This window comes from Nitrosomonas marina, from assembly GCF_900111605.1.
GTDB lineage: Bacteria > Pseudomonadota > Gammaproteobacteria > Burkholderiales > Nitrosomonadaceae > Nitrosomonas > Nitrosomonas marina_A.
This window is the reverse complement of the sequence record NZ_FOIA01000025.1, coordinates 1-21,137: the sequence shown is the minus strand read 5'-3', so window position 1 is coordinate 21,137 and position 21,137 is coordinate 1. Positions and strand designations below refer to the sequence as shown.

Here is a 21,137-nt window from a genome sequence, read left to right as displayed (position 1 = left end):
GTGCGTAGATGACCTCTGTTATTGCAGAAAATATAAAAATCAGGATGTTAACAACTAACAATCTATCTACTAATAATGATCACGAAAATATCTAAATGCCCACATTGTAGAACAGCAACTCAAAAAACCAAGAATTAGCAATTTTTAAGGCAATGCAATACCTAATCCTTTACATTGAAACTCCTAACCCCGGCGATTTTTCTTACGATTCAAGCCAAACCTGGAATTCCATAGAAAATTGTCTAGCAAAACTCTGCAAGCGAAATAAAGACACCAAAAAGCTTGGCAAAAGCTGCTGGATGATTCCTTTACAAGGCGAGTTGCCATCGATAGCGGAGGCGGTTTATTTAGCGAAAAGGGCTGGTTTTCCATATGAAACTCTTTATTTTGATAAAAAAGATGATTGGGTTAGCTTTCCCTGATTTGCGCTTTATCCACTGAGAATAAAAGCATGAAATTTATTATCCACACAAAAGAAACGACATTTTTGTCTGAGCTTCTTGAAGATACGCCAGACGGGGTTACAATAATTGATGGCGGGAAAAACGAAGTATGTTTTGACGATGTCAATGCCTCAATAGATGTATCAATCAACATCAATGTTACTATTGATGTCACAAAAATTACACTTATCCTTGTAATTGCATGGTTAGTCGAAAAGGCGCACTCAAGGCACAGAACTTCTTATATCAACATTAAAGTTAATAATAAGGAATTTCCCATTAATAACCCCGACACCGTAAAACTGATAGACAAAGAAATCAACGACAAACAAAATAATAAATAAGTGGATCAGGTTGTCTCGATTAATTAAGGTTTGCAATTTTTCAATTATATCCATTGCTTTAAATGCCATTTAGTGTTTATCAACAAAAATATTCTTTATTGATAAATTCTAATCATTATTAATCATAAACTCTCAAATTAATAATTGATTTGTCGTTTACCAGCAAACGACACAATTCGATTATGCCTCGCAAGGTGTCCAGAAAAATCCACGTTTTCCATAAAAACATCCCTGATTCGACGAACGCTTTATTTCTTACTACCCAACAAATCAGCCAAAACCACACACAATATATAGTGTTCAGTAGCATCAAGAAACACTATGATTTCAGATAATACAAAATAAATTGTAGAATTAAAGACAAGAAACTTAGTGTTAACCTAAGTTTCTAAATCAGTGTACCGATAATAATAACCAATACATAGCTCAGGCGGCAGACATGGGGCAAAATAACTGCACATTTTCAAATATCGAAAAATTTGTTCATGAGATAGAGAACGAGAGCGTGCGTTCGCTTCATATTTTAAGGGATATTGAGGATACTATAACTATCATTAATAGATTAACAGCGCAACTCAACGCTGACGCCAGATATGCAGAAATATTTATAGATAGAATCAAAAAATTAACCACAAAATCAGAAATTGATCCTGAAAATATTATTATAGCCAATCTTGAAAAAGCTCAGTCATTTATCAATGACATTTATAACGTGTTAGTTTTAAAAAGGGATTCCAGCAGGAATGATGTTCGACTTTCAGAAGATGACGGTATTGAGCAAGTCTATACTGAAGCAATTGGCGCGGCGGCTGATTTGCATAGTAATCTAAATGATCTGCGCTGGCATGTAATGGAACATGACGCCGATTTATCGCAAACCAGCAAAGCATACACAGATGTTAAAGAGCTACTGAAAGATCTTGCATCATAAAAATGTCTGCAAAAGACGTAACAATAAAGTCTATTGAATACAAACTAAGTTTCAAAAGGGATTACAAAAGCCTGCCAATTGATTTGAAAAATATAGTAAACGAAGCAATAAAAGAACTTTTCAGCACTCCAATACCCGCGCATCTGCGACTAAAAAAATATAAAGGGTATAAAAATCCATCTCTCTATGCCATACATGTTACCAGAAATCATAGCCATAAAATTTCACTAGAGATCAACGGAATTTATATCTCTATGAAAAAGCATCAATTATTGGCAGCTATAGCCGTCATTTTTCTAAGTGGATGCGCAAGCACACACGATCATTTGGCGGCAATAGCAAACGAAATTGCAAATAACGGGGGATCTTCGGATAGAAATGATGCGCACTCAATATTCTTCTCCAACAATGAAAGCAAATCTTCAAAATTGTCGCGCGAAGAAATACAAAAATGTCCAAACGCACCATCAATACTGACAAAAGTCATCAATAAAAGAATTGATTTCGAGAAAACCCCGACAATTGAATTGTTATGCGAAGAAATGCGCACCGAAAACCAAGAGTACATTCAGTGTTACACAGACTGTGAAACCAGATTTGCAACAAACTTTTCTAGCGCAAAAAAGAATCACGAAATTAAATCTCAGCAAGAAGAACGCCGCAAAGAAATAGAAAATGAAAAGTTAAGGAGAGAAGCTGAGGAACTAAGAAGACAGGAAGAAATTATTGCCTCTGAAAAAGCTGAGAAACAACGCATAGCAGCGCTGCATGATGATCTGCGTACTGGCAAGCTATCACCGGAAAACATTGATCAAGCCAAAATCGCTTATGATGCCGGAGACGGTTACAGCATCGCAAACTCGCCAAAAATTAGACCTGATTACCAACTCTATGCGCTGACCGGAACAATTTATGATGCTCAGGATGGAACCCCGAGATTCATTGGGGAAGTGAAATCTTGGAGCAAATCATTAATTCCAGTAATGAAACTTGGATACGTTGAAGTGAAAGTACCTGGAAAGCTGAGGGATCATTACTTTAATAACGCCCGGATCAACGGAAGATTTGGGCTGGTCGGACGATATGTAGGCAACTCACAGTATTCATCAATCGTTGGCACGAATGAGACCGCAGCTGTTTTTGATGCAGTTTATCTTGATTTTATGAATTGATAATAAATCATCCAAATTCATTCAACCAAATCCATGATTTCGCTCAAATATCCGTATATTTCTTCTTTGTCAACTATCACCGATACACCCATTCTTTTCCTGTAATCGTCTTCCAACTTTTTGCAAATTAATGCGATTGACTCATCTGATAATACGGCAGACTTAACCCTAGTCGTGCTGGCGCAATTAGCCTCATGATATATCCGCTTAGTTTCACCTGTTTCTATAGCAGATTTCGTTAATAGATACAGAAAATATGAATCATCCTCAGAAACACCGTCTTCATCTAGTATAGAAATATCAAATATTTCAGTTATATCCGGTTCCACACCTTTTGTAGATGAAACGTGGTATAGACACCAATTATGGCCGTTAGTAACAGCGGCCCACTCTGCTCCAAGCCCAACCGCATAAGATGCCGCCTGGTTGATCGCGTTACCATTAATATTCACCGTAGCGGCTTTACACTCGATTACCATAAAAATCCTTCCGTCGTCTTTCAGGGCTATATCGACTCTTTTACCCAAAACACGCGCCTCGGTTTCAATGTCCTCTTCCTTGTAGCCCATAGCTGATGATTTGAGAAGATCAACGCACCATCGCCTTGCTTCCTCCTCATTACGCCTACCTTTTGATAGTTGCATGGCTATGCGCCCCACTTGTTGCTGAAATTCCTTACCAATCTTCTTGATTTTCGATTTTTTGCTGAATCTTGATAAAACCATTGATTCCCCCAAAAGTATTAAGGTTTTTGTTATTCGTCAGAAGGTTATACGACGATCCATAGACACAATACAAAAAATATTGATTAATGTGTCAATATTTTCTTGACTTATGATGTATAGTTTTTCTATACTGCTAATCAACGTGACGCGCCAAACGCTGAAAGCAGGTGTGAAGCGAAAAGATCATCACTCTCCCTTTGATGACGACGAGTCCGCGAAAGCGGTTTGGAGGCCGGGTGATCGAGTTTGGTTATCCGGCCTGTTTTTTTATGATCAACGGAGGCTGCGGCGTGGAAAGACACGCAGTGTTAAGCGGCACTGGTGGATGTAGAAGGAGCCTGTCTGTAAGACAAGTTGGAGGTGGCAACTAACATCAAGCATAACCCAGCAGGTTCAAATCCTGCCAGCCTCCACCAATAAACAGGGAACAAAATTATGAGCAGACTTTGGAGATACGGCGATAAAGCGCCAGAAGGCAAATACCTAGTAACAAGACGTGACGGAACAATACCGCAATGGCCGAGTTTCGTTTTAGGCGCAAAAGATATGGCAGCACCAGCGGCTTTAAATGCCTATGCTGATGCCGCCGAAAAGCTTGGCTATGACCAGGAATTCGTTGCTGACATAAGAACTCTTGCGAATGAATTCAAGGAATATTGCATTAAGCACGGTACTGGTGATCCAGACGCACCGCCGCACAGAAAAGACGACCCGGCGACAATAGAAAAAATGCGCATTGGGAACGGCTCATAAATCACCCAACAAGGATAAACAATGAACAACTTATTCGCAGGAATGATGCCATTCATTCCTACTTTTAACCCTAGAGTGGAAAGCAGATACTCCGCGCGGTTCCCTCACCCAACAAAAAAAGGTCCGGGAAGGGGTAGTAAAAGAATGAGGCGGGAATCATATCCGGCTGGCGAGAAATTTAAGAAAGCATTCGCAGCTGGTGTTGCGACACATCGCGGCAAGTTTCGCCACATGCCTAAGTAAACCCAACCAAGCGAGGTTAAACAATGATTTGCTTGATAAAAATGAAAATGCGCGACGGGAAAGTAGTTATTTGCTATGGGCTGTTTAAGTCCACAGCAGCGGCAGCTGCTGAAGCATCTAAATGGTTTGAATTCGCAAACATCTTCGTAAAGGCGGTTTGATATGAATACCAGTAAAGAGAACGCAATCTTACAAATATGGGCGAATCAATACCCAGCACTTGCCGAGATCGTCAGCAAGTATTCGGTTTTGTACAGCGAGAACATAATCATAGAACCAGAAAACTTGCCTGATTTTATTAATGATTTCGTCAAGTATGTTGAGGCAGAACATAGTCACAAAATCCAAACCGGTGAACTGTATTACATGCAGGACACCAGAGCCAACTGCGGCAACAACATGATGTTCTGGCGCAAAGGATGCCAGGGTTACACCCAGTGCATAGCAGATGCCGAGGTATTCACGGCTGACGAGGCAATCAGGCAAATGATTAGCAGAAGGTCAGATATCCCCTGGCGGAAAGACTACATCGACGGGATAGCTTCACTGTCTGTCGATACTCAGCGCGCTGATATAAGAGCAGCAAACATGCTGCCGCCAAGCCAGCGCAACGATTTGCCTGAATCGCTTAGAGACCAAGCGTAAATGTACGGAGGCGTCATGAAAGTTACCAATTTCGACCACCAAAAAGCTGCGCAGCGAAGATCTACAGCGATGCTGAATGACTTCCAACGCAAGGCTGAGATATTGCTGCAGGAGCGTATTTCAATCCATGAAATGATCGACTGCCTGTGCGAAGCGATCAGTAACACGCAAGTTAATCACATGAATGAGGAATCGCTCGAATACCAGAATCTTCAGTTCTGTCATGACGTGATTGAATCGACCACTTGCGCTCTGGAATTGGATAGGCGCTCAAGCCCTGAAATATCAAAAGCTAATGGATTGATTGAAATGCAAAAAAGGCTTGAAAAAATTAAAAAGGAATTGTCATGACTGAAATGGACAGAACCAAATACATTGGAGGTAGTGACGCCGCGGCAATACTCGAAGTGTCACCTTGGAAATCGCAATTTCAGCTGTATCAGGAAAAAATTGGCGAATTCCAGGAAGAAATAACACCACAAAAACAGAGATTGTTTGATCGCGGCAAGCGTTGGGAACCGGTTGTTATTGACATGCTTGTCGATGAACTTCAAAGCTTGGGACATGATGTGCATATCCTAGATCGTAACAAGAGATATAAAGACCCTGTGCACGACTTCATCGCCGCTGAGATTGACCTTGAATTGATTGTCGACGGTGAAGAACTTAACGGTGAAATGAAAACCGTGCACCCCTTCGCGGCAAAACACTGGGGCGAGGAAGGAACCGACGAAATACCAATCTACTACACCGCCCAGGTAGCGCATGGCCAGATGGTGACAGGCAGAGAAAGGTCAATTGTGGCCGCGCTGATCGGGGCAGATGATCTCAGAATTCATTTTGTTGACCGTGATACAGAGTTAATCGAAACCATACGTTCACGAGAGGTTGAATTCTGGACTCGCGTTCAAAACCGTGACGCACCGGAGCCAACCACGGCTGACGACATAAAGCATTTATTCACCAAGGATTCCGGTTCGGCTGTTGAAGCGAACAATGAAATCATCGGGGCTATAGAAGAAATCAGAACGATTAAATCTTCACAAAAGAACCTTGATGTTGAACTGGAACGCCTAATTATTCAGGTAAAAAAATACATGGGTGATTCTGCGCACCTGTTTGCCGGCAGAGACCAACTGTGTTCATGGAAAAACAACAAAAACGACAAAAAAACAGACTGGAAGTCGGCCTTTTATGATCTTGTTGGCAAATCAACAGGGTTTAGCAAGGCTGACCTTGACCAAATAATCAACGCAGCCACAAAAGTAACACCCGGCTCTCGTGTATTTAGATTGAAGTAAGGAGAAATTATGAGCACAGCAGAACTTAAAGCAGTAGCAACTGGAAAGGTAGTTGACAAGCCAAAAAATATTTCTGACTTGACACATTTCTTGTCAAACAGGATGGGGCAAATAAAGTCGGTAATATCGAGCAATCTTACTCCAGAGAAAATGTGCAGGATTGCTTTAAACGAACTGCGCAGCAATCCATATCTAGCAAAGATAGCGATTCAGAACCCAGGAAGCTTTGTTAATTCAGTGATTCAGGCTTCACACCTTGGTCTTGAAATTGGCGGGGCCCTAGGGCAGGCGTATCTCGTTCCGTTTAAGGGCGAAATAAAAATGATGCCCGGATATCGGGGGCTTATCTCTCTTGCAAGAAGATCAGGCGAAATAAGTAGCATAAACGCTGAAATAGTTTATGAGAACGACCTGTTTGACCTTGAACTTGGCATTGATACAAAAGTTAAACATAAACCATGCCTGTCCGGTGATCGCGGCGAACCAAATCTTGTTTATATGGTTGCTCATTTTAAAGATGGCGGAAGCCATTTTGAATGGATGACTGTCGCTGAGGTAATGAAGATCAAGGCCAGAAGTTCAGCTGTTAAATCAGGAAAAGAAACTCCGTGGGATACAGACCGTGACGAAATGATAAAAAAAACAATCATTCGTAGAGGATGGAAATACCTGCCAATGTCAATTGAAATGCAAAGTGCTGAAAAAATTGATACGGCCAATGAGTCAGGAAAATCTGTTTTCATCGAAGGTGACGGGGTAGTTATCGATGAATCCTCTGGAGAAATAATCTCTGAAAAATCAGATGATGAGACGGGAAACGATAGGCAAAAAGCAGAAGAAGCAAAACCAGATCCAGAGCCAGAGCCAGAGCCAGAACCAAAGCCAAAGCCAAAGGATGAACCGAAGGCTGAACAGAAACCTTCCACAACCGAGACTCAACGCAAACCGCGTGAGCAGAAACCGCTGGATATGGAATAGCGCCATGCACATCGATAACCATCACAAAGTGACAATAGAACTGCACGACGGCGACATAAAGATCATGCGCGAAATAATGAGACTTGCGCACATGCAGCTAAACAACTCCCCTATTACGTACCTGAGAGGGATTCTGGTCCCGTCCCAGTGCGGACTTATTGGGAGCGACCTGATTCATACAAAACAAATGATAGAAGAAATTGGCCGAGAAGCCGGCGTAGAACTTTCATTTGATGTTGATGTGGCTGATCAACAGCAGGTTTCTTCAACGGCTGTTACCAAAGTTTAATTATTCAATCTCTAATTAATTCAAGGAATAAATCATGAGCGAAACAGATTTCAGAAAAATTACGGCGGAAACTGCTGGCAGGGATTTACTCGAAGCACTTGTGCAAGAAATAAGATTAATGCCAGATGTATGGCAAAAAATGGCAAAAAAGAAGCAGGATGATGTTATTGAACGTTTACGCAGTCGCGTAGAAGAAAACATCAAGATGGTTGTTCATGTCCTGTCCGCCCAGGGCCGCATCGTAGTGGTGGGCGATCTCGAACAGATTACTATCAAAGATGGCGTGAAAGCCGTCATCCGGTTTGGCACAAACGCATCGAATTTGCATGAATTATATGATGCGAACGGCAAAAGCGTCATGGTAGTGGTTGCAGATGCGGCGGATCACACTGGCGGCATGGACGAAATACAAGGAGAAAATGACCAGCGCGCATTCGATTTAGGCCATGAATACCATGACAACGATGGCGGCGGAATGGGAGACGATGAAACGATTGACTCAAGCGCAACCAGGTTGCCATCACCTGATGACGTAAAACCGACAACCGAAGAGTTGAATAAGGCGTTCGAGGATGGATACCAGGCTGCTTCAGAGGGCAAGCCACAAAGCGATTGCCCGGTTGTTCGCAGTGAACTGGTCGTTGAATGGATTCGCGGCCATAAGGCGTGGCATGAAGAAAACGCTGACGAAGAGGTAACGGAGCAATGAAAATCAGCGCAATCAACATTGAAAACTACCTGTCCGCAAAATCAATAGCAATCGAATGTCACACACCGGTAACACTGATTGCCGGCCACAACGGATCTGGCAAGTCATCCATTCGTGACGCAATTCAACACGCATTAACGGGCGAAGCTTCGCGCGTCAGTTTGAAAAAGGAATACAGCCTCCTGGTATCTGATGAGCATGACTCCGGTTTCGCTGAAGTGGTTACCGGCGAGAATAAATTCAGCATCGTTGTTCCGTCCGGCAAAGGCAATCATTCAGAAATTCCTGTCTTACCCTATGTGCTGGAAGCGCAGCGATTCGCGCAGCTGGATGAAAATAAGCGTCGTTCATATCTGTTTGGACTATCTCAAGTCAGCATAAACACTGACAAGATATGTAAACAGCTGATTGATGACCTTAAATGCAATGCAGACAAGGTTGAACGTATCAAGCCTATGCTTCGCGCAGGCTTCCCGGCTGCACAAAAATCTGCTGCAGATAGTGCTAAAGAAGCCAAGGGCGAATGGAAAAGCACCACTGGCGGGCAGACATGGGGCAAGGATAAAGCCGAAACGTGGACGCCAGATGTTCCTGAAGTTGACGCAGACAAGGCTATCAAGCTGCTTGATAACGCGAGATCCAACATCGCTGAGATTCAGGAAAAAATAAACATTGCGACAGAAAAGCTTGGCGCCGCAAGGCAATCCAATAGCACTGCGGCAAACTCTGCTGGAGAGCGAGAAAAACTCGAAGCGAGGGCTGGTGGTTTAGAACGTTTGAAAGCAAAACTGGAACTTGATACCAAAGAATTAGCTGAACTTGAAGAAAAGGTATCGAAATTAAAAGCCGGTAGCGCAAACAAATCAGCCCTGCCACACCCGCTGATGGCTTCATTCTGCGAAGTAACTAAAGAAATGTTGTCTGTCGCAGATATCACAAAAGGCGTCATTGATGCAGATGGCGTAGTGAACGAATGGAGCGAATTTGAAGACCTGATCGGGCGCATGAAAAAATGTGTTGCTGATTACTCAGAACACTGCAAACCGGCAGGAAGCACTGAGCCAGGCGCAAAGCTGACTGACTACGAGAATAGCCTGCGCGTCATGAAAAACTCCGTGACGAACGGAGAGCGGGACATTGCACTTGCTGAAGATGCGAAAGCAAAACTTGAGCAATTGGATAAATCCGGCGATACGGGATCTTCAGTTATCGATATCGAGCCGCTGCAGGCTGAGATTAAGGAACTCAACAATCAGTTAAACCAGTGGCGCACTGATGAACAAAAATACAAAGGTATCGTAGACCAGCATTCAAACCGTGCGCTGGTAATCGACAAAGCAAAAAGTCTGCACAAGGACATCATGGAATGGTTGGCAATAGCAGATGCATTATCACCAAGCGGAATACCGGGTGAATTGCTTAAAACGGCATTGAAACCGATCAATGACCGCCTGAAATCAAATGCAATAGCATCCTGGATGCTACACCCTGTTATCGACAGCGAAATGAACATCACCGCAACCAAGGATGGTGGCAGTTTCGTAATTCCTTATGCCTTGCTGTCCGAATCTGAGCAATGGCGCGTCGATGCGATGATTGCCGAGGCGATATCGTACATTTCAGGCATTAAAACGCTGGTACTCGACCGCTTTGATGTTCTGGACCTTGGCAATCGCAGCAGCCTTATCTACTGGCTGGATGAGTTAGCGCAGGCAGGCGAACTCGACTCGTGCATCATTTTCGGAACGATGAAGAAAAAACCAGCATCCCTTCCCGAAACCATTACAGCGTACTGGGTTGAGAACGGCGAAATTGTTGCTGATGATGAACAAAATCAGGAGGCGGCATGAAGCTGACAGCAGAACAACAGCAACGACAGATCATGTGGCACAGGCTGATGATGCCTGCAAATGACGCCACTATAGCGCAGCCTAAAAAGAAAAATAGACCATCGATTGGACGCAATGAGAGAGGACCGTTCTGCTACCTGACGTGCGAACAATTAGCGAAATTGGTTGATTTTCTTGTGTCGCTGAGATCACTACCCACCAGGGGAAAACGTAAAGAATATTACGAAAGAGCAAAGGCTGCTGGATACCTTATCGACAAAAACGGCAACGAACAGACATTTGGCGGGTTTCGACAGTATTACGCTATAGCGATGACAAAGCGAACAACAAATGGCGATATCCAGGCTGTTGTGAGGCATGCGCGGACCTACGGGCTGTCTGCAGAACTATGCGCGGCCATAGCTGGCACTGATGTCAAGGAAGCCAGCAGGATTATTAAAGAACATATCGAGGGCTGAAATATGATCATCGGGGAAATGGATGTTTCTGAGGCAATTCATAGCGCGATTGTCAAACTGCACAAAAAAATTGATGGATTTGCTTTTGTCGAGACGCGCTGTGGAAATGCGGATGTAAGCGGATACATCTTCACAAGCAACCCATTGCTGTTATTGAGATCGGAAAAAATAACGATAATTTTCAATGACAGGAATGGAATTGCAAGGGTTAGCAAATGAAACCGCTTTTCGTGCCACTCAATGCGTGGGCGTATGACCAGTTCGAGGCTGGAACAAAAACTGACGAACTTCGCCGGTACGGTCCGCGCTGGAACGAGAAAACATGCATACCTGGGCGGCCAGCCATTCTGTCACGCGGATACGGCACGAAAAATCGTATGAGCGCCACTATCAGCGCATTTAAAAAGGTACATGGCAATCAATTGAATAGCACATACAAGGAAGCTGTTTTAAGAGTTTACGGCACACTTGATATTGATGTTTCTGTTATATCGATTACGGATCTGGAGGATATCAAATGAGCAGAGAAAACATAGTACACGATGTGAGATTCCCATGTTGGGGGCACGATATTGGACGGTGGAGTGATGATGATTGGACAAAGGTAGTGGGTTTTTTAACACCATTGCCAATACCTAGAGACTTTTTTATAGCCAAAGGAGGCGGGATTTTCGAATTTACGGAAGTTAAACCTGCTGGAAGACCGCGCGACCTTTTCTACGCAACAATAAAAAGCACAGACATCGTAGTAAATGAAGACGAAAACCCGACCTATGCTGATATCAAGGGTCACATTAAATCAATCACGCAAGACCAGCATCCTGAAGAAAATACAGAAGCCGCTGGCTAGTTCTGGAGAAACTCAATAATGAGTAAGATTTTAGGCAAATTTCTAGTCATCTATGCAACTGCGTGCGCACTGGCAAGTAGCGCAGTTTTGGGAGTGTTTATTGGTACTGCAGTCGATAACAAAGCACTCGGATATTTTGACGGCGAGTTTTTTCAGTACAACCCTGCAAAAGACAAGAAGGCGCTAATAATCACTGACACAGGACCAGTCGAGATTGATATGGATTGCAGTGAAAATAGTGAAGGCAAATACGACATTGCCTTGTATGCGCATACAGCAGGAAGAGTGACCATACTTAGCGTGGTCACAAACGACGAATATCGCAGCATCTACGGCATGGACCATCCGTGCCACAAGGAGTAATCATGGACAAGGTAGTCGAGTTAAACAGAGAGTATTGGGGTCGCGTACATGACATGTGCGAGGGGACTAAGGTTAAGCCGCGGGAGTGTGTTAGATGGAAACCTCTCCCAAACGACAAATCATTCGATTACCACCCGGATTTTTCTGAGTATGTAGAGGATGCTCTTGATGATATTGAATTCGCCGTAACCGTGTTAGAGGACAGACCAGTTTTTGTTGGTGATTCTCTGTACTGCACTGAAACTGGACAGGCAATAGACTGGGGAATTTTGGCTGAAATTGCTGATAATTTTCACTTAGTTGCTTCCAGATGGACATGGCATAAAAAACAAAAGAGAACGTTTCTGCTCAATGGTGAAGAGTTGCCATGTCCGGTCGAGAAAAAAACTGAATTCGCTTTCCTGTTCAACAACATCATTTTTTATTTTGATACATTCGAAGACAGGGAAAAAATAAATCACTCATTCTCACACCTACTCATAGAGGCGCGTGATAAGCCATGACAAAGTACGATTACCTTATTTGTTATGCATTTTCAATTATCACCATTCTTGCAGCCACACCTGAGCTGAACGACACGCTTTTCTTGGCAGGATGTGTATTTGTTTGCACCGGAATGATATTGCAGAAAATGGATGGGAACAAATGAAAGAGAGACCAATAATATTCTCTTCCCCAATGGTCAGGGCGATACTTGATGGACGTAAGACGCAGACACGTAGGATAGTAAAAGGTATAGGTTTAGCACCTGGCATCGGTGAAATTTATAAAGGCAGCGATGACGCTGAAGAATGGGTAAAAGAATGCCCGCATGGGACTGTGGGAGATAGGCTTTGGGTGCGTGAAATAACCAAAGAACATTTAATTGGATCTGTCTCATTAACAGAATACGTCGCAGACGGACATGTATCAAATGATAAATGGTATTACCCAAGACATACAAGGCCATCGATCCACATGCCACGATTGGCTTCGAGAATTACCCTTGAAATAACCAGTTTGCGTATCGAGCGCCTACTTGATATTACAGAAGAAGATGCAGAATCCGAAGGCGCTGATTTTCTAGGAACCGATGAATCCAACGGATCATACAAATATGGATTTTTACTATTATGGGACAGAATTAATGGTAAAAAATCTACGGACTCAAACCCCTGGGTGTGGGTTGTCGAGTTTAAGAGACTGGGAGGCAATCTGTAATGAGACTGGATCAATTAAACTTGGTGCAGCGACAACACCTAGCATGGCGACTCGACCACAAAACTGCGTGCGGCATGTTGACTGCGTGCCAAATCGCACGGCTCGGGACAGAATTCGACAGCAAGCAGGTTTTTGAAGTGTTTATATGGGCTGGCAAATCCGAACGTTCAGCAAAGATTCACGCTGGCAAAGTAGAGAGATTCACATTGCGATGATTAACGTGATCGCGTTACACACGGTGGCCGCGACGGTGAGAGTCCTTAGCGAACATCCATGGATAGACGGGAATCAATGCAGATAGTGCTCGATAGGCTCTGCATCGTATGTCGACTACGAGCGTAATGACGCAGCCAAATGAGCAGGAAGCCACATGTTTAGCGTGATCACATTAATTATTTATCAGGAGCCAATATGAGTGACCAAAATAGCGAAAATGAAGTCGATGATCTGGTGTATTCAGAGGACGGTGAGACATTCTACGAATACGAAGGCATTGTTCCATATTTAGAATTCCCTGACGGAGATACCCAGGAAATATATCAGGGGACAAAACACCCTTTCACTAACTCACGTTTCATGGATGCTGAATCGATAATTGAAGATGCACGGGACAAAGCCTGGGACTTGGCGGGCGAGTTTTCAGAAGGTTATCTGGAAAACATTCCAAAGGAAAAGGTGGATGAACTTGATAAATTACTGGCTGATTGGTTTGATACCAATGTTGGCCAGCCTGATTTCTATTCAGTGAAAAATATTAAAAAGATAACAATCCATAAAGAAGATGTCCAATCCTGACAACTACGATCAAATCAAAGCCGAAGTGCTGCTTATCGTGCGTTCCAATGCGGGCAATAAGTCACCGGAAGGCTTGTTTAAAACAATCAAAGATAGGTTGCCGGGTGTTCCTGTGAAGGTGATAAGCAAGTGTTTGGGAGAATTGTTGGAATCATCACAATGAACAGCAAAACAATAACAAAGCGTAAGGACAATTTCAGTCAGTGGCTAACCGCCAGAGGCGCAGAAGTGCTTGAACCGACCAGCGAATGGGAGTTGATGCGGTTCAGGGCTGGCGATGAAACATCGATCATATACCGGAACAAATCAGACCAGGTTAATTTCACTGGTGGATCGCTTGAGGCGTGGAACGCATACAGGAATAACCTGAAATGGCGTGCAGCACCGAAAACTACCCGGAAACGCATGGCAAGAAAGAAACGCACGCCGATCATAATTTCACTATTCAAGCGTGACGGCAATCTGTGTTTCTTTTGTCAAAAAGAACTTGGACATGATTTTACACGGGAACATTTGGTGTCAATAACGCACGGTGGCCCTGATAACACGCACAACATGGTTTTAGCGCATAGCCAGTGCAATAACGATGTCGGACACCTGTCTGCGGCGGAAAAAATCAGGATACACGTTGAGAGCGTGATTAGGAATGCAAACGAAATACATAGTAAGGCAATGGATTAAAACTGCGAACGGGAATTTTATGCATCCTGTCTATGAGGGCGCTTTCGAGCGCGTGGCATTAATCACATACGACGAATTTGTAGAAAAATATCCGGACCAATATTTTGAAGTTGTGAAGATTGAAACTAAAAAGACTTGCTTGGAATTTACTAAAAGATCAGTGGAAAATGTGGAGACAATAATAAATGAGTGATTCAGCTATCAGAAAAATAATAGCCCCCAATAATGACGAGGTTGATCCTACAGTTGCCGCTGAGATCATAGGTGTTAAAGTGAACACGCTCGCGGCATGGCGCTGCACAAAGAAAGAGAACATACCTTTCTATAAAATTGGCAACAAAATTAGGTACAAGGTCTCTGACTTGATCGCGTGGAAGGAAAGCAAAAGGGTGTGCCAGTAGGTTACGATTCAAGGGCAATGTAACCCCGGTGTAACCCCGAGTGAACATTGCCACTTTTTTATCACTCGTAACCTACTGTTTTATTTGGTAGGCCGTGTGAGACTCGAACTCACGACCAACGGATTAAAAGTCCGCTGCTCTACCAACTGAGCTAACGACCCATATAAAAAACGGGATTATACCTGATTTCGCTTTCAACCCAAAATGCTTTGTCACAAAACCACAACACACTTCCTTCCTCCAATACCCATCCAATATAAGAAATGCAACGGTGTTATGACATAGCGGTTATTTATGCCCCATCGTCAGTCTCTCGTATATAAAATATCCATACAAATTAAGATTTGCATGCAGCCGCAATATTACAGGTATCGTGTAAAGCACCTGAAACGAATCGATCCATCTTTAACAACCACTCTGCGGGCATTTTCTGTTCGGTAATGTCTACCAGGTTGACGCCGTTCAAATCCTTTCGCTGCAATACATCCTGCATCACAACAAAGGCCAATAAATTGCCGCGCGTCAAATCAACCATCATTTCCGTTTCGTTTGGATTATGACTTCCCCCATAACTCCTCTCCATCATCAGAACCTGCCCGGAATCAACCAGTTGGCTTGGACTTAACTGCTGTTTGACTTCATACCTGATTTTGACCTTCAAATCATTCTCCAGCGCTGTCACAATTTTATCGAGACTTCGCTGGGCTTGTCCAAGCACGGTTGCGTCGGCTTCCCGAATATCCAACGACAAACGCACGAGCGAAGCATTTTTAACATAGCTGACAGGTTCAATACGCCCAACCGTTACGCCTTCTCCGCCAGCTGACACACTTGCCGTCAGTTTCCCGGCAGCTGCAGCCAGCAGGATTCTTAATATTTCATCGCCCTGATCGGGATTAAAATTCTCGGCTCGTACCGCCAGTGTAATTGCTGCTTTACCGGGAATTACATTTCGATTTGTTCCAGGCTTGATTTCAACATCACCAATAATCGCCTGCAACCCGTTAAATTGGTTGGCATGTGCTGTTATCCAGTTATGGAATATACGCGTCAGTTTTCCGATACCAACTCCCGGATCACGACGGTCAGCCAGCGCCGTTGCCCCGGCATGATTCATCTCACCCTCCAGCTCGCACCGCACTGCAAAATCCGGGTTTGCGTGGCGTGTACGTTCACCAATGGGTTCTATGATACCAACAGTGAACCGCGAATTCATGAAAGGCGCTTGCTGGTTCAGTTCGCGCAAACGGCAATTCATTTCTAAAGCCGCCTGCTCAGCCAATTGTCCATCAAAGAAGAAATCTCTTTGATGGATACCCATAATCGTTCCTACGGTAATCATCGGTATACGGGCGCGATCCAGCACCGGACCCTGTTCAATATGTCTTTCAAACGTATGTTTTGTAAAAAAATCAGTTGGTGCGGCACAGGAATTGATCAACCCCTTTCCGTTACCTTTCAATTCATGAGCAAGCCGGATCTCGCCGGATTCGCAGGCTGATTTTAATCCTGTCAAAAAATCCACGAATTTATCGCCATAACGCTCGCCTTCCTGATTGATCATGTTATGCACTGTACTGGGGGCAGCAAATCCCGCAACAGCGGCGCTGCCAGACATAGAAACCCCCTCTCCGGTAAAGGTCATTTCTTCATTATTAAACGCCGTAACGACGAGCCTTACTGAGGATTCTTCATGTTGGACCTCTACGCCAAAATATTCTTCCAAATCAGCAATCAGTTCAGCGGTTTCAATACCGCCTGTCACGCCCAGACGGCCATCAAATTTCCCGCCATCCTTAACTGTATCGATATGAGAAAAATGATTCACGCCATGACGTATAAATTCTTTTATCTCGACTTGTTTCCGTTGTATTGTAGTACGTTCAGCATCGGTCAGGCGCACGCCATGTATGTTCCCAACCTGATCGATGAAAACGGACAACCGGGCTTTGTTCATCTGCCTGATGGTTTCGATGGCACAATTTTGAAATTGCGGATTAAAAGCTCTGGCATCAATTTGGCCATCCTCTCGTGTAGCAATGACGCCCAGTTTGTCTATACGCCGCCGCTGCCGTACGCCAATACCCCGCAAAGGACTGTTCATCACGATATTTCGCAAATAATCCTGCAATTTCTCACCTTTCTTGATTCTTTCAGCCATATACTGCAAAGAATTAAAATAAACGATCGTAATCGCACAGTCAGCCAGCGCTTCCAGCGCCTGTTCAGCCAGGAATGCGTCGTTTGCCAGAATTGACTCGAGTTGAAGCCGGGTCACAATGCTATCCAGTTCCGTACGAATCATGCCTGTCGTATAAAGATGGTTTTCACGCGCTTCAACAAGCGCCAGTAAATGGGGCCGAATTTCATCTCCAGGCCCTGTCATCTGTAGCTTTTCATTTTGGTACTGCTCGTCTGCATCATGAAAATTGTTAATATAACTCCAGAAATCAGGGTCGCCGACAGAACCGGGCTCTGCTCCTGTTAGTGTCCGGAACAACCTATTGTGCTCATCCCGGCCTATTTCTTGCAACTTTTCCAGCGATCCAAGATTGTCAATGATTTCTTTTTGCTGTTCATGGGTCAAATATGTTGAACGCAAACGGAAATTACCTAATAAACATGCTGTTAACAGGAAACATTCAGGAGCGTTCAATTTGTTTCGGAGTGCAGCAATAGGAAACGGCCCCGCAGGCTCCAGAGTGGGATCTATCACGCGCTCAACAACGCACTGGTGCTCCGAATCCCAGAACAATAGCACCGTAAAGACATGGCTGCGGGCCTTGACAAATTGAATAACATTTTCATGATGTAAGGCATATTGACCCACTTTGATCATCTTTTGCATCGGCTGCACATCTTCAACGACGCAGGACAGCATTTTGCGCAAATTCGGATCCAGTAGATCACCCAGTTGCGCCAACGGATTATTGACACTTATTGCATATGGGCGCTGGTGCATGTCGATTTGATTCAGCGCTGCAGGTGACATATCACGTTCGATAGCAATACCACGCTGAATGGCCCAAGCGGGAATTTTCATATCCGTAAGCTGCTCGATAATCAAGCTGGCTTTTTTTCCGCACCCATATTCAGCAACCGAATACGGAAGCGATAAATATGTCAGCAATATTTCAAAAATTGCGGTTTGCTCGGTCAGGAGCGGCAAGCCGGATGAGGCGTCTTTGGCAATCCTGGCCGGTAATCCGTCAATAGGTTCACTATAAAAAAGCATACTTCCTCAACATATCAAAAAAGATTTCCATTGTGGGCCGCCAAGAGTTGAAACTCGGTCCGGCATCAAACAGAATTAGGAATTAGAAGCGGAGCCACCGGGCAATCTGCTTCTATCAAATAGTAGTGTGTATATATCTCTGCAATTGAACAACACTTGTAGAGCATACAAACACATACAGCACATTTTATGATCAGTTCCTGAACAAGCACTTTTATGCTTGCGATGAATTACCAGAATGGTCGATGGGTATTGATTTAAAGCTCTGATTTCTCAAATGGAGAAAAATGAACGTTACCGTCGATAAACCTGGTTATATTATTTTCCTACGGTTCAGCGCTTTAATAACGCACTTCTTGGATTTTTTGAGCCATAACAGGATTATTTCTACGGGTTAAAAAGTATTAACTAAGAAGTTACCTCTGTTTTTAATTAAATGCAAGCAAACAGTTACAGGACAATACGAGCATAACACTAATGAGAACCCGTTTCCGTTTGTTTATTAGGTTTTATGAATTAGTCCGGATGACTACGGATATAAATTGGCAATGTAACACATTGTTTTATAGCTCGGCATTATCACCGCCGCCGTTATTTTCAATGAAATGTACCGTTTAAGCGAAACAGCGTGCCCGGCCAGCATATCGAACCCAAGGCCGACTGCAGCCGCTACGATAGCTTGCGGAGATTGCTCAATGATCACTGACCGTTACGCGCGGCGCAAGGCGCTTTATCTGCACGGCATGGCGCCCCCCTGGCAAGAATGGCAAGCCGAAGGCGGCGCGCGCCAGAAGCCGGTGATACCCGAAGTCTGGCTGGATCGGTTGATTGCCACAGAGCAGACTGACCGTAAGGCGCGCAGTTTGAACTATCAGTTGCATACCGCCAGGCTTCCCCATCATCGCGAATTGATCCACTTCGACTGGGCAGAAAACCCGTTGACCAAAGCACGTATCGAACAGCTGGCCGGCGGTGCTTTGCTGTTTCATCTCATTAACCAGTTGCATGAGACAACTTCTCTGATTATCATCTCAAATCTCAATTTCGCTGAGTGGGTACAGGTTTTTGGCGATGAAAAATAACCACCGCTTTACTCAATCGCATCGTACATCACTGTGACATCCTCGAAACCGGTAACGATTCCTATCGATTCAGACATCGTAATAATGCTTTCAACAACTAAATTTTTATACCTTCAACTGGCAACTTCTGGATGTTGCTCCCCGGTAAATTTTCAATGTTGATTGACACATATGCATCGTGCGCAGTCGTAGCTAACAAAGTCCCAAATCAGAATCAGCGTGAAACAAAAAAGCCTTCAATCTGAAGGCTTTTTAGATATTATAAATTCAGTATTACTTACCCATATCAGTCTACGGATGTTACTGCCTTGCTGTTAAGTAGCAAATTTGGCGGTGGACCGATCGGCTCAAAGTTTCTTAATAGCGGAACATCGTCCTTGTAAATCCAGCGAATATCCATATCGTAAGTACCGTGCGGTCCCCAACTGCCGGTAAATTTCTTGCCATCCGGAGTAAATGTCCAACACATATCCTCGCCACCTGTATTGATGGTATCGCCGAGGTTTATCGGCTCCTGCCATTCGCCATTTTCATCTTGATGCGAAATCCACATATCATGCCCACCTCGGGAATCCAGATCAGTCCGCATACTGGTAATGACCAAACTCTTGCCATCCTTCGATAATCCGGTCCAGTGCATATGATCCCGTTGAGGGGAATTGACTTTCGTGCCTAAACTTACAGGCTCTTGCCATACGCCGTCTTTTTTTTCAACTTTCCAGATATCGCTGTCCTCCGTTACACCCGGTTGATTATAATTAAAGTAAATCAAACTGTCGGAGACAATAATCGGACAATGCTCTTCCCCGGTCGATGTGTTGATGTTTGGTAGTTCCGGCACATCATTCCAGTTTTTAGCGGATTGCCAGACACCATCGACTTTCTGAACCACGTAGAGATCGCCTGACAGAATATTACCCGGCTCATATCGTGTGAAATAAATGACATTGCCGTCATCCGAAAAACTCGGTTCCAATTCCCAGGCTGAAGTATTGATGTTCGGTCCTACAGTCGGATCAATGCCCGACCCCAGATGAATTGGTGGTTGCCAGGCATCGTTTTCATAGTAAGACATCCAGATATCAAAGTTATAAGGATTGCCGGGCGACTCGATACTGCCTTCCCTCGTAGATACAAAAATGGCTGTCTTGCCGTCCGAACTGTAGGTAATTTCGAGTTCTGCGCCGGGCGAGTTGATCGGTTCTCCCATACTTTTTGTGACACGCGGCGCTTCTGTAACTGCGCCATCGCTTGATCCGTGCATACCCGGCATTGCGTAAGAGACGTTATTGATCAGGATAACTATTAGATAGCGTCGTCACAAGTTAGAAATTACTGTATAATTATGCTGCAAGTGATTATTATACATGGTAATAGTATGTCAGAAGCTTATCGTAGACATGATCTTTCAGATCATGTGTGGTCGTTACTGGAACCCCATTTGCCAGGGCGATCAGGCAAGTGGGGAGGTGTTGCAAAAGATAATCGCCAGTTTATCAACGCGGTGTTCTGGATTTTACGCACAGGCGCACCCTGGCGGGATTTGCCGCCGGATTACGGCGACTGGAAAAACACACATCGACGATTTTGCCGATGGCGGGATAAAGGGGTTTGGGAGAAATTACTGGAATTACTGGTCAATGATCCGGACTACGAATGGCTAATGATTGATGCCAGTCATATTAAAGT

27 protein-coding genes, 1 tRNA gene and 1 pseudogene are annotated in these 21,137 nt (G+C 44.0%); 25 read left to right on the top strand and 4 right to left on the bottom strand.

The annotated features are described in order from the left end of the window. The first annotated feature begins 152 nt into the window (after window positions 1-152). The 4 genes from BMY62_RS11410 to BMY62_RS11395 all read left to right on the top strand — a co-directional run bounded on the left by BMY62_RS11410 (window position 153) and on the right by BMY62_RS11395 (window position 2,890). Window positions 153-422 carry a hypothetical protein gene (locus tag BMY62_RS11410; protein WP_090659912.1) on the top strand — a complete coding sequence of 90 codons (270 nt, stop codon included), beginning with the start codon at window positions 153-155 and terminating at the stop codon, window positions 420-422. A gap of 29 nt (window positions 423-451) precedes the next feature. Beyond that, window positions 452-787, top strand: a complete 336-nt coding sequence (locus BMY62_RS11405) for a hypothetical protein (protein WP_090659909.1) — start codon at window positions 452-454, stop codon at window positions 785-787. Between the two features lie 439 nt (window positions 788-1,226). Then, window positions 1,227-1,718, top strand: a complete 492-nt coding sequence (locus BMY62_RS11400) for a hypothetical protein (RefSeq protein ID WP_090659907.1) — start codon at window positions 1,227-1,229, stop codon at window positions 1,716-1,718. 2 nt (window positions 1,719-1,720) lie between these two features. Beyond that, window positions 1,721-2,890, top strand: coding sequence for a hypothetical protein (locus tag BMY62_RS11395; protein WP_090659903.1), 1,170 nt, complete (start codon window positions 1,721-1,723; stop codon window positions 2,888-2,890). A 17-nt stretch (window positions 2,891-2,907) separates the two neighbouring features. Here the strand turns inward: BMY62_RS11395 and BMY62_RS11390 are convergent, their stop codons facing one another. Next, a complete protein-coding gene (locus BMY62_RS11390) occupies window positions 2,908-3,615 on the bottom strand; it encodes a type I restriction enzyme HsdR N-terminal domain-containing protein (protein WP_090659901.1) in 708 nt (235 codons plus the stop codon). Between the two features lie 435 nt (window positions 3,616-4,050). Between BMY62_RS11390 and BMY62_RS11385 the strand changes: the two genes are divergently transcribed. The 19 genes from BMY62_RS11385 (at window position 4,051) to BMY62_RS16710 (ending at window position 15,131) form a co-directional block, all read left to right on the top strand. After that, window positions 4,051-4,368, top strand: coding sequence for a hypothetical protein (locus BMY62_RS11385; RefSeq protein WP_090659898.1), 318 nt, complete (start codon window positions 4,051-4,053; stop codon window positions 4,366-4,368). A gap of 405 nt (window positions 4,369-4,773) precedes the next feature. Continuing rightward, the gene (locus BMY62_RS11375; protein ID WP_090659892.1) at window positions 4,774-5,256 is read left to right on the top strand and encodes a hypothetical protein; all 483 of its coding nucleotides are present in this window, start codon (window positions 4,774-4,776) and stop codon (window positions 5,254-5,256) included. 15 nt (window positions 5,257-5,271) lie between these two features. Continuing rightward, a complete protein-coding gene (locus BMY62_RS11370) occupies window positions 5,272-5,607 on the top strand; it encodes a hypothetical protein (protein WP_090659889.1) in 336 nt (111 codons plus the stop codon). Then, window positions 5,604-6,557: a YqaJ viral recombinase family nuclease gene (locus BMY62_RS11365; RefSeq protein WP_090659887.1), complete on the top strand. Its 954-nt coding sequence runs from the start codon at window positions 5,604-5,606 to the stop codon at window positions 6,555-6,557. Before BMY62_RS11370 ends, BMY62_RS11365 begins: the two co-directional genes overlap by 4 nt. A gap of 9 nt (window positions 6,558-6,566) precedes the next feature. Next, window positions 6,567-7,535 (top strand): recombinase RecT, encoded by a 969-nt coding sequence (locus BMY62_RS11360; RefSeq protein WP_090659884.1) that lies wholly within the window; start codon window positions 6,567-6,569, stop codon window positions 7,533-7,535. Window positions 7,536-7,539: 4 nt separating this feature from the next. Beyond that, entirely contained in the window at window positions 7,540-7,824 is a 285-nt protein-coding gene (locus tag BMY62_RS11355; RefSeq protein ID WP_090659881.1) for a hypothetical protein, read from the top strand. 34 nt (window positions 7,825-7,858) lie between these two features. Further along, a complete protein-coding gene (locus tag BMY62_RS11350; RefSeq protein WP_177170369.1) occupies window positions 7,859-8,533 on the top strand; it encodes a ribosome modulation factor in 675 nt (224 codons plus the stop codon). Further along, entirely contained in the window at window positions 8,530-10,383 is a 1,854-nt protein-coding gene (locus BMY62_RS11345) for an AAA family ATPase (protein WP_090659875.1), read from the top strand. The genes BMY62_RS11350 and BMY62_RS11345 overlap by 4 nt, the downstream gene beginning before the upstream one ends. Beyond that, a complete protein-coding gene (locus BMY62_RS11340) occupies window positions 10,380-10,841 on the top strand; it encodes a hypothetical protein (RefSeq protein ID WP_090659872.1) in 462 nt (153 codons plus the stop codon). Before BMY62_RS11345 ends, BMY62_RS11340 begins: the two co-directional genes overlap by 4 nt. A 215-nt stretch (window positions 10,842-11,056) precedes the next feature. Beyond that, a complete protein-coding gene (locus BMY62_RS11330) occupies window positions 11,057-11,362 on the top strand; it encodes a hypothetical protein (protein WP_090659866.1) in 306 nt (101 codons plus the stop codon). Continuing rightward, window positions 11,359-11,691 (top strand): hypothetical protein, encoded by a 333-nt coding sequence (locus tag BMY62_RS11325; protein WP_090659863.1) that lies wholly within the window; start codon window positions 11,359-11,361, stop codon window positions 11,689-11,691. The genes BMY62_RS11330 and BMY62_RS11325 overlap by 4 nt, the downstream gene beginning before the upstream one ends. 18 nt (window positions 11,692-11,709) lie before the next feature. After that, a complete protein-coding gene (locus BMY62_RS11320; protein WP_090659860.1) occupies window positions 11,710-12,054 on the top strand; it encodes a hypothetical protein in 345 nt (114 codons plus the stop codon). Between the two features lie 2 nt (window positions 12,055-12,056). Next, entirely contained in the window at window positions 12,057-12,557 is a 501-nt protein-coding gene (locus tag BMY62_RS11315; protein WP_090659857.1) for a hypothetical protein, read from the top strand. 142 nt (window positions 12,558-12,699) lie between these two features. Continuing rightward, window positions 12,700-13,254, top strand: coding sequence for a hypothetical protein (locus tag BMY62_RS11310; protein WP_090659854.1), 555 nt, complete (start codon window positions 12,700-12,702; stop codon window positions 13,252-13,254). Then, window positions 13,254-13,469, top strand: coding sequence for a hypothetical protein (locus BMY62_RS16185; protein WP_090659851.1), 216 nt, complete (start codon window positions 13,254-13,256; stop codon window positions 13,467-13,469). The genes BMY62_RS11310 and BMY62_RS16185 overlap by 1 nt, the downstream gene beginning before the upstream one ends. Window positions 13,470-13,665: 196 nt before the next feature. Continuing rightward, a complete protein-coding gene (locus BMY62_RS11300) occupies window positions 13,666-14,049 on the top strand; it encodes a hypothetical protein (RefSeq protein WP_090659848.1) in 384 nt (127 codons plus the stop codon). Continuing rightward, window positions 14,036-14,212, top strand: coding sequence for a hypothetical protein (locus tag BMY62_RS16180; protein ID WP_177170368.1), 177 nt, complete (start codon window positions 14,036-14,038; stop codon window positions 14,210-14,212). The genes BMY62_RS11300 and BMY62_RS16180 overlap by 14 nt, the downstream gene beginning before the upstream one ends. Beyond that, a complete protein-coding gene (locus BMY62_RS11295; RefSeq protein ID WP_090659845.1) occupies window positions 14,209-14,730 on the top strand; it encodes an HNH endonuclease in 522 nt (173 codons plus the stop codon). Before BMY62_RS16180 ends, BMY62_RS11295 begins: the two co-directional genes overlap by 4 nt. A 185-nt stretch (window positions 14,731-14,915) precedes the next feature. Then, window positions 14,916-15,131, top strand: coding sequence for a helix-turn-helix domain-containing protein (locus BMY62_RS16710; RefSeq protein WP_090659839.1), 216 nt, complete (start codon window positions 14,916-14,918; stop codon window positions 15,129-15,131). An 85-nt stretch (window positions 15,132-15,216) separates the two neighbouring features. Here BMY62_RS16710 and BMY62_RS11280 read toward each other — a convergent pair. Both BMY62_RS11280 and BMY62_RS11275 read right to left on the bottom strand, forming a co-directional pair. Beyond that, a tRNA-Lys gene (locus tag BMY62_RS11280) sits at window positions 15,217-15,292 on the bottom strand. A gap of 176 nt (window positions 15,293-15,468) precedes the next feature. Then, window positions 15,469-18,366 carry a hypothetical protein gene (locus BMY62_RS11275; RefSeq protein WP_090659836.1) on the bottom strand — a complete coding sequence of 966 codons (2,898 nt, stop codon included), beginning with the start codon at window positions 18,364-18,366 and terminating at the stop codon, window positions 15,469-15,471. 695 nt (window positions 18,367-19,061) lie between these two features. Between BMY62_RS11275 and BMY62_RS16645 the strand changes: the two are divergent. Further along, window positions 19,062-19,549: pseudogene (locus BMY62_RS16645) on the top strand (ATP-binding protein). Window positions 19,550-19,734: 185 nt separating this feature from the next. Here BMY62_RS16645 and BMY62_RS11265 read toward each other — a convergent pair. After that, a complete protein-coding gene (locus BMY62_RS11265; RefSeq protein WP_256207573.1) occupies window positions 19,735-20,712 on the bottom strand; it encodes a hypothetical protein in 978 nt (325 codons plus the stop codon). A gap of 114 nt (window positions 20,713-20,826) precedes the next feature. Here BMY62_RS11265 and BMY62_RS11260 point away from each other — a divergent pair. Continuing rightward, window positions 20,827-21,137: IS5 family transposase (locus BMY62_RS11260; protein WP_143058802.1), on the top strand; the 311-nt coding region annotated here is incomplete at its 3' end.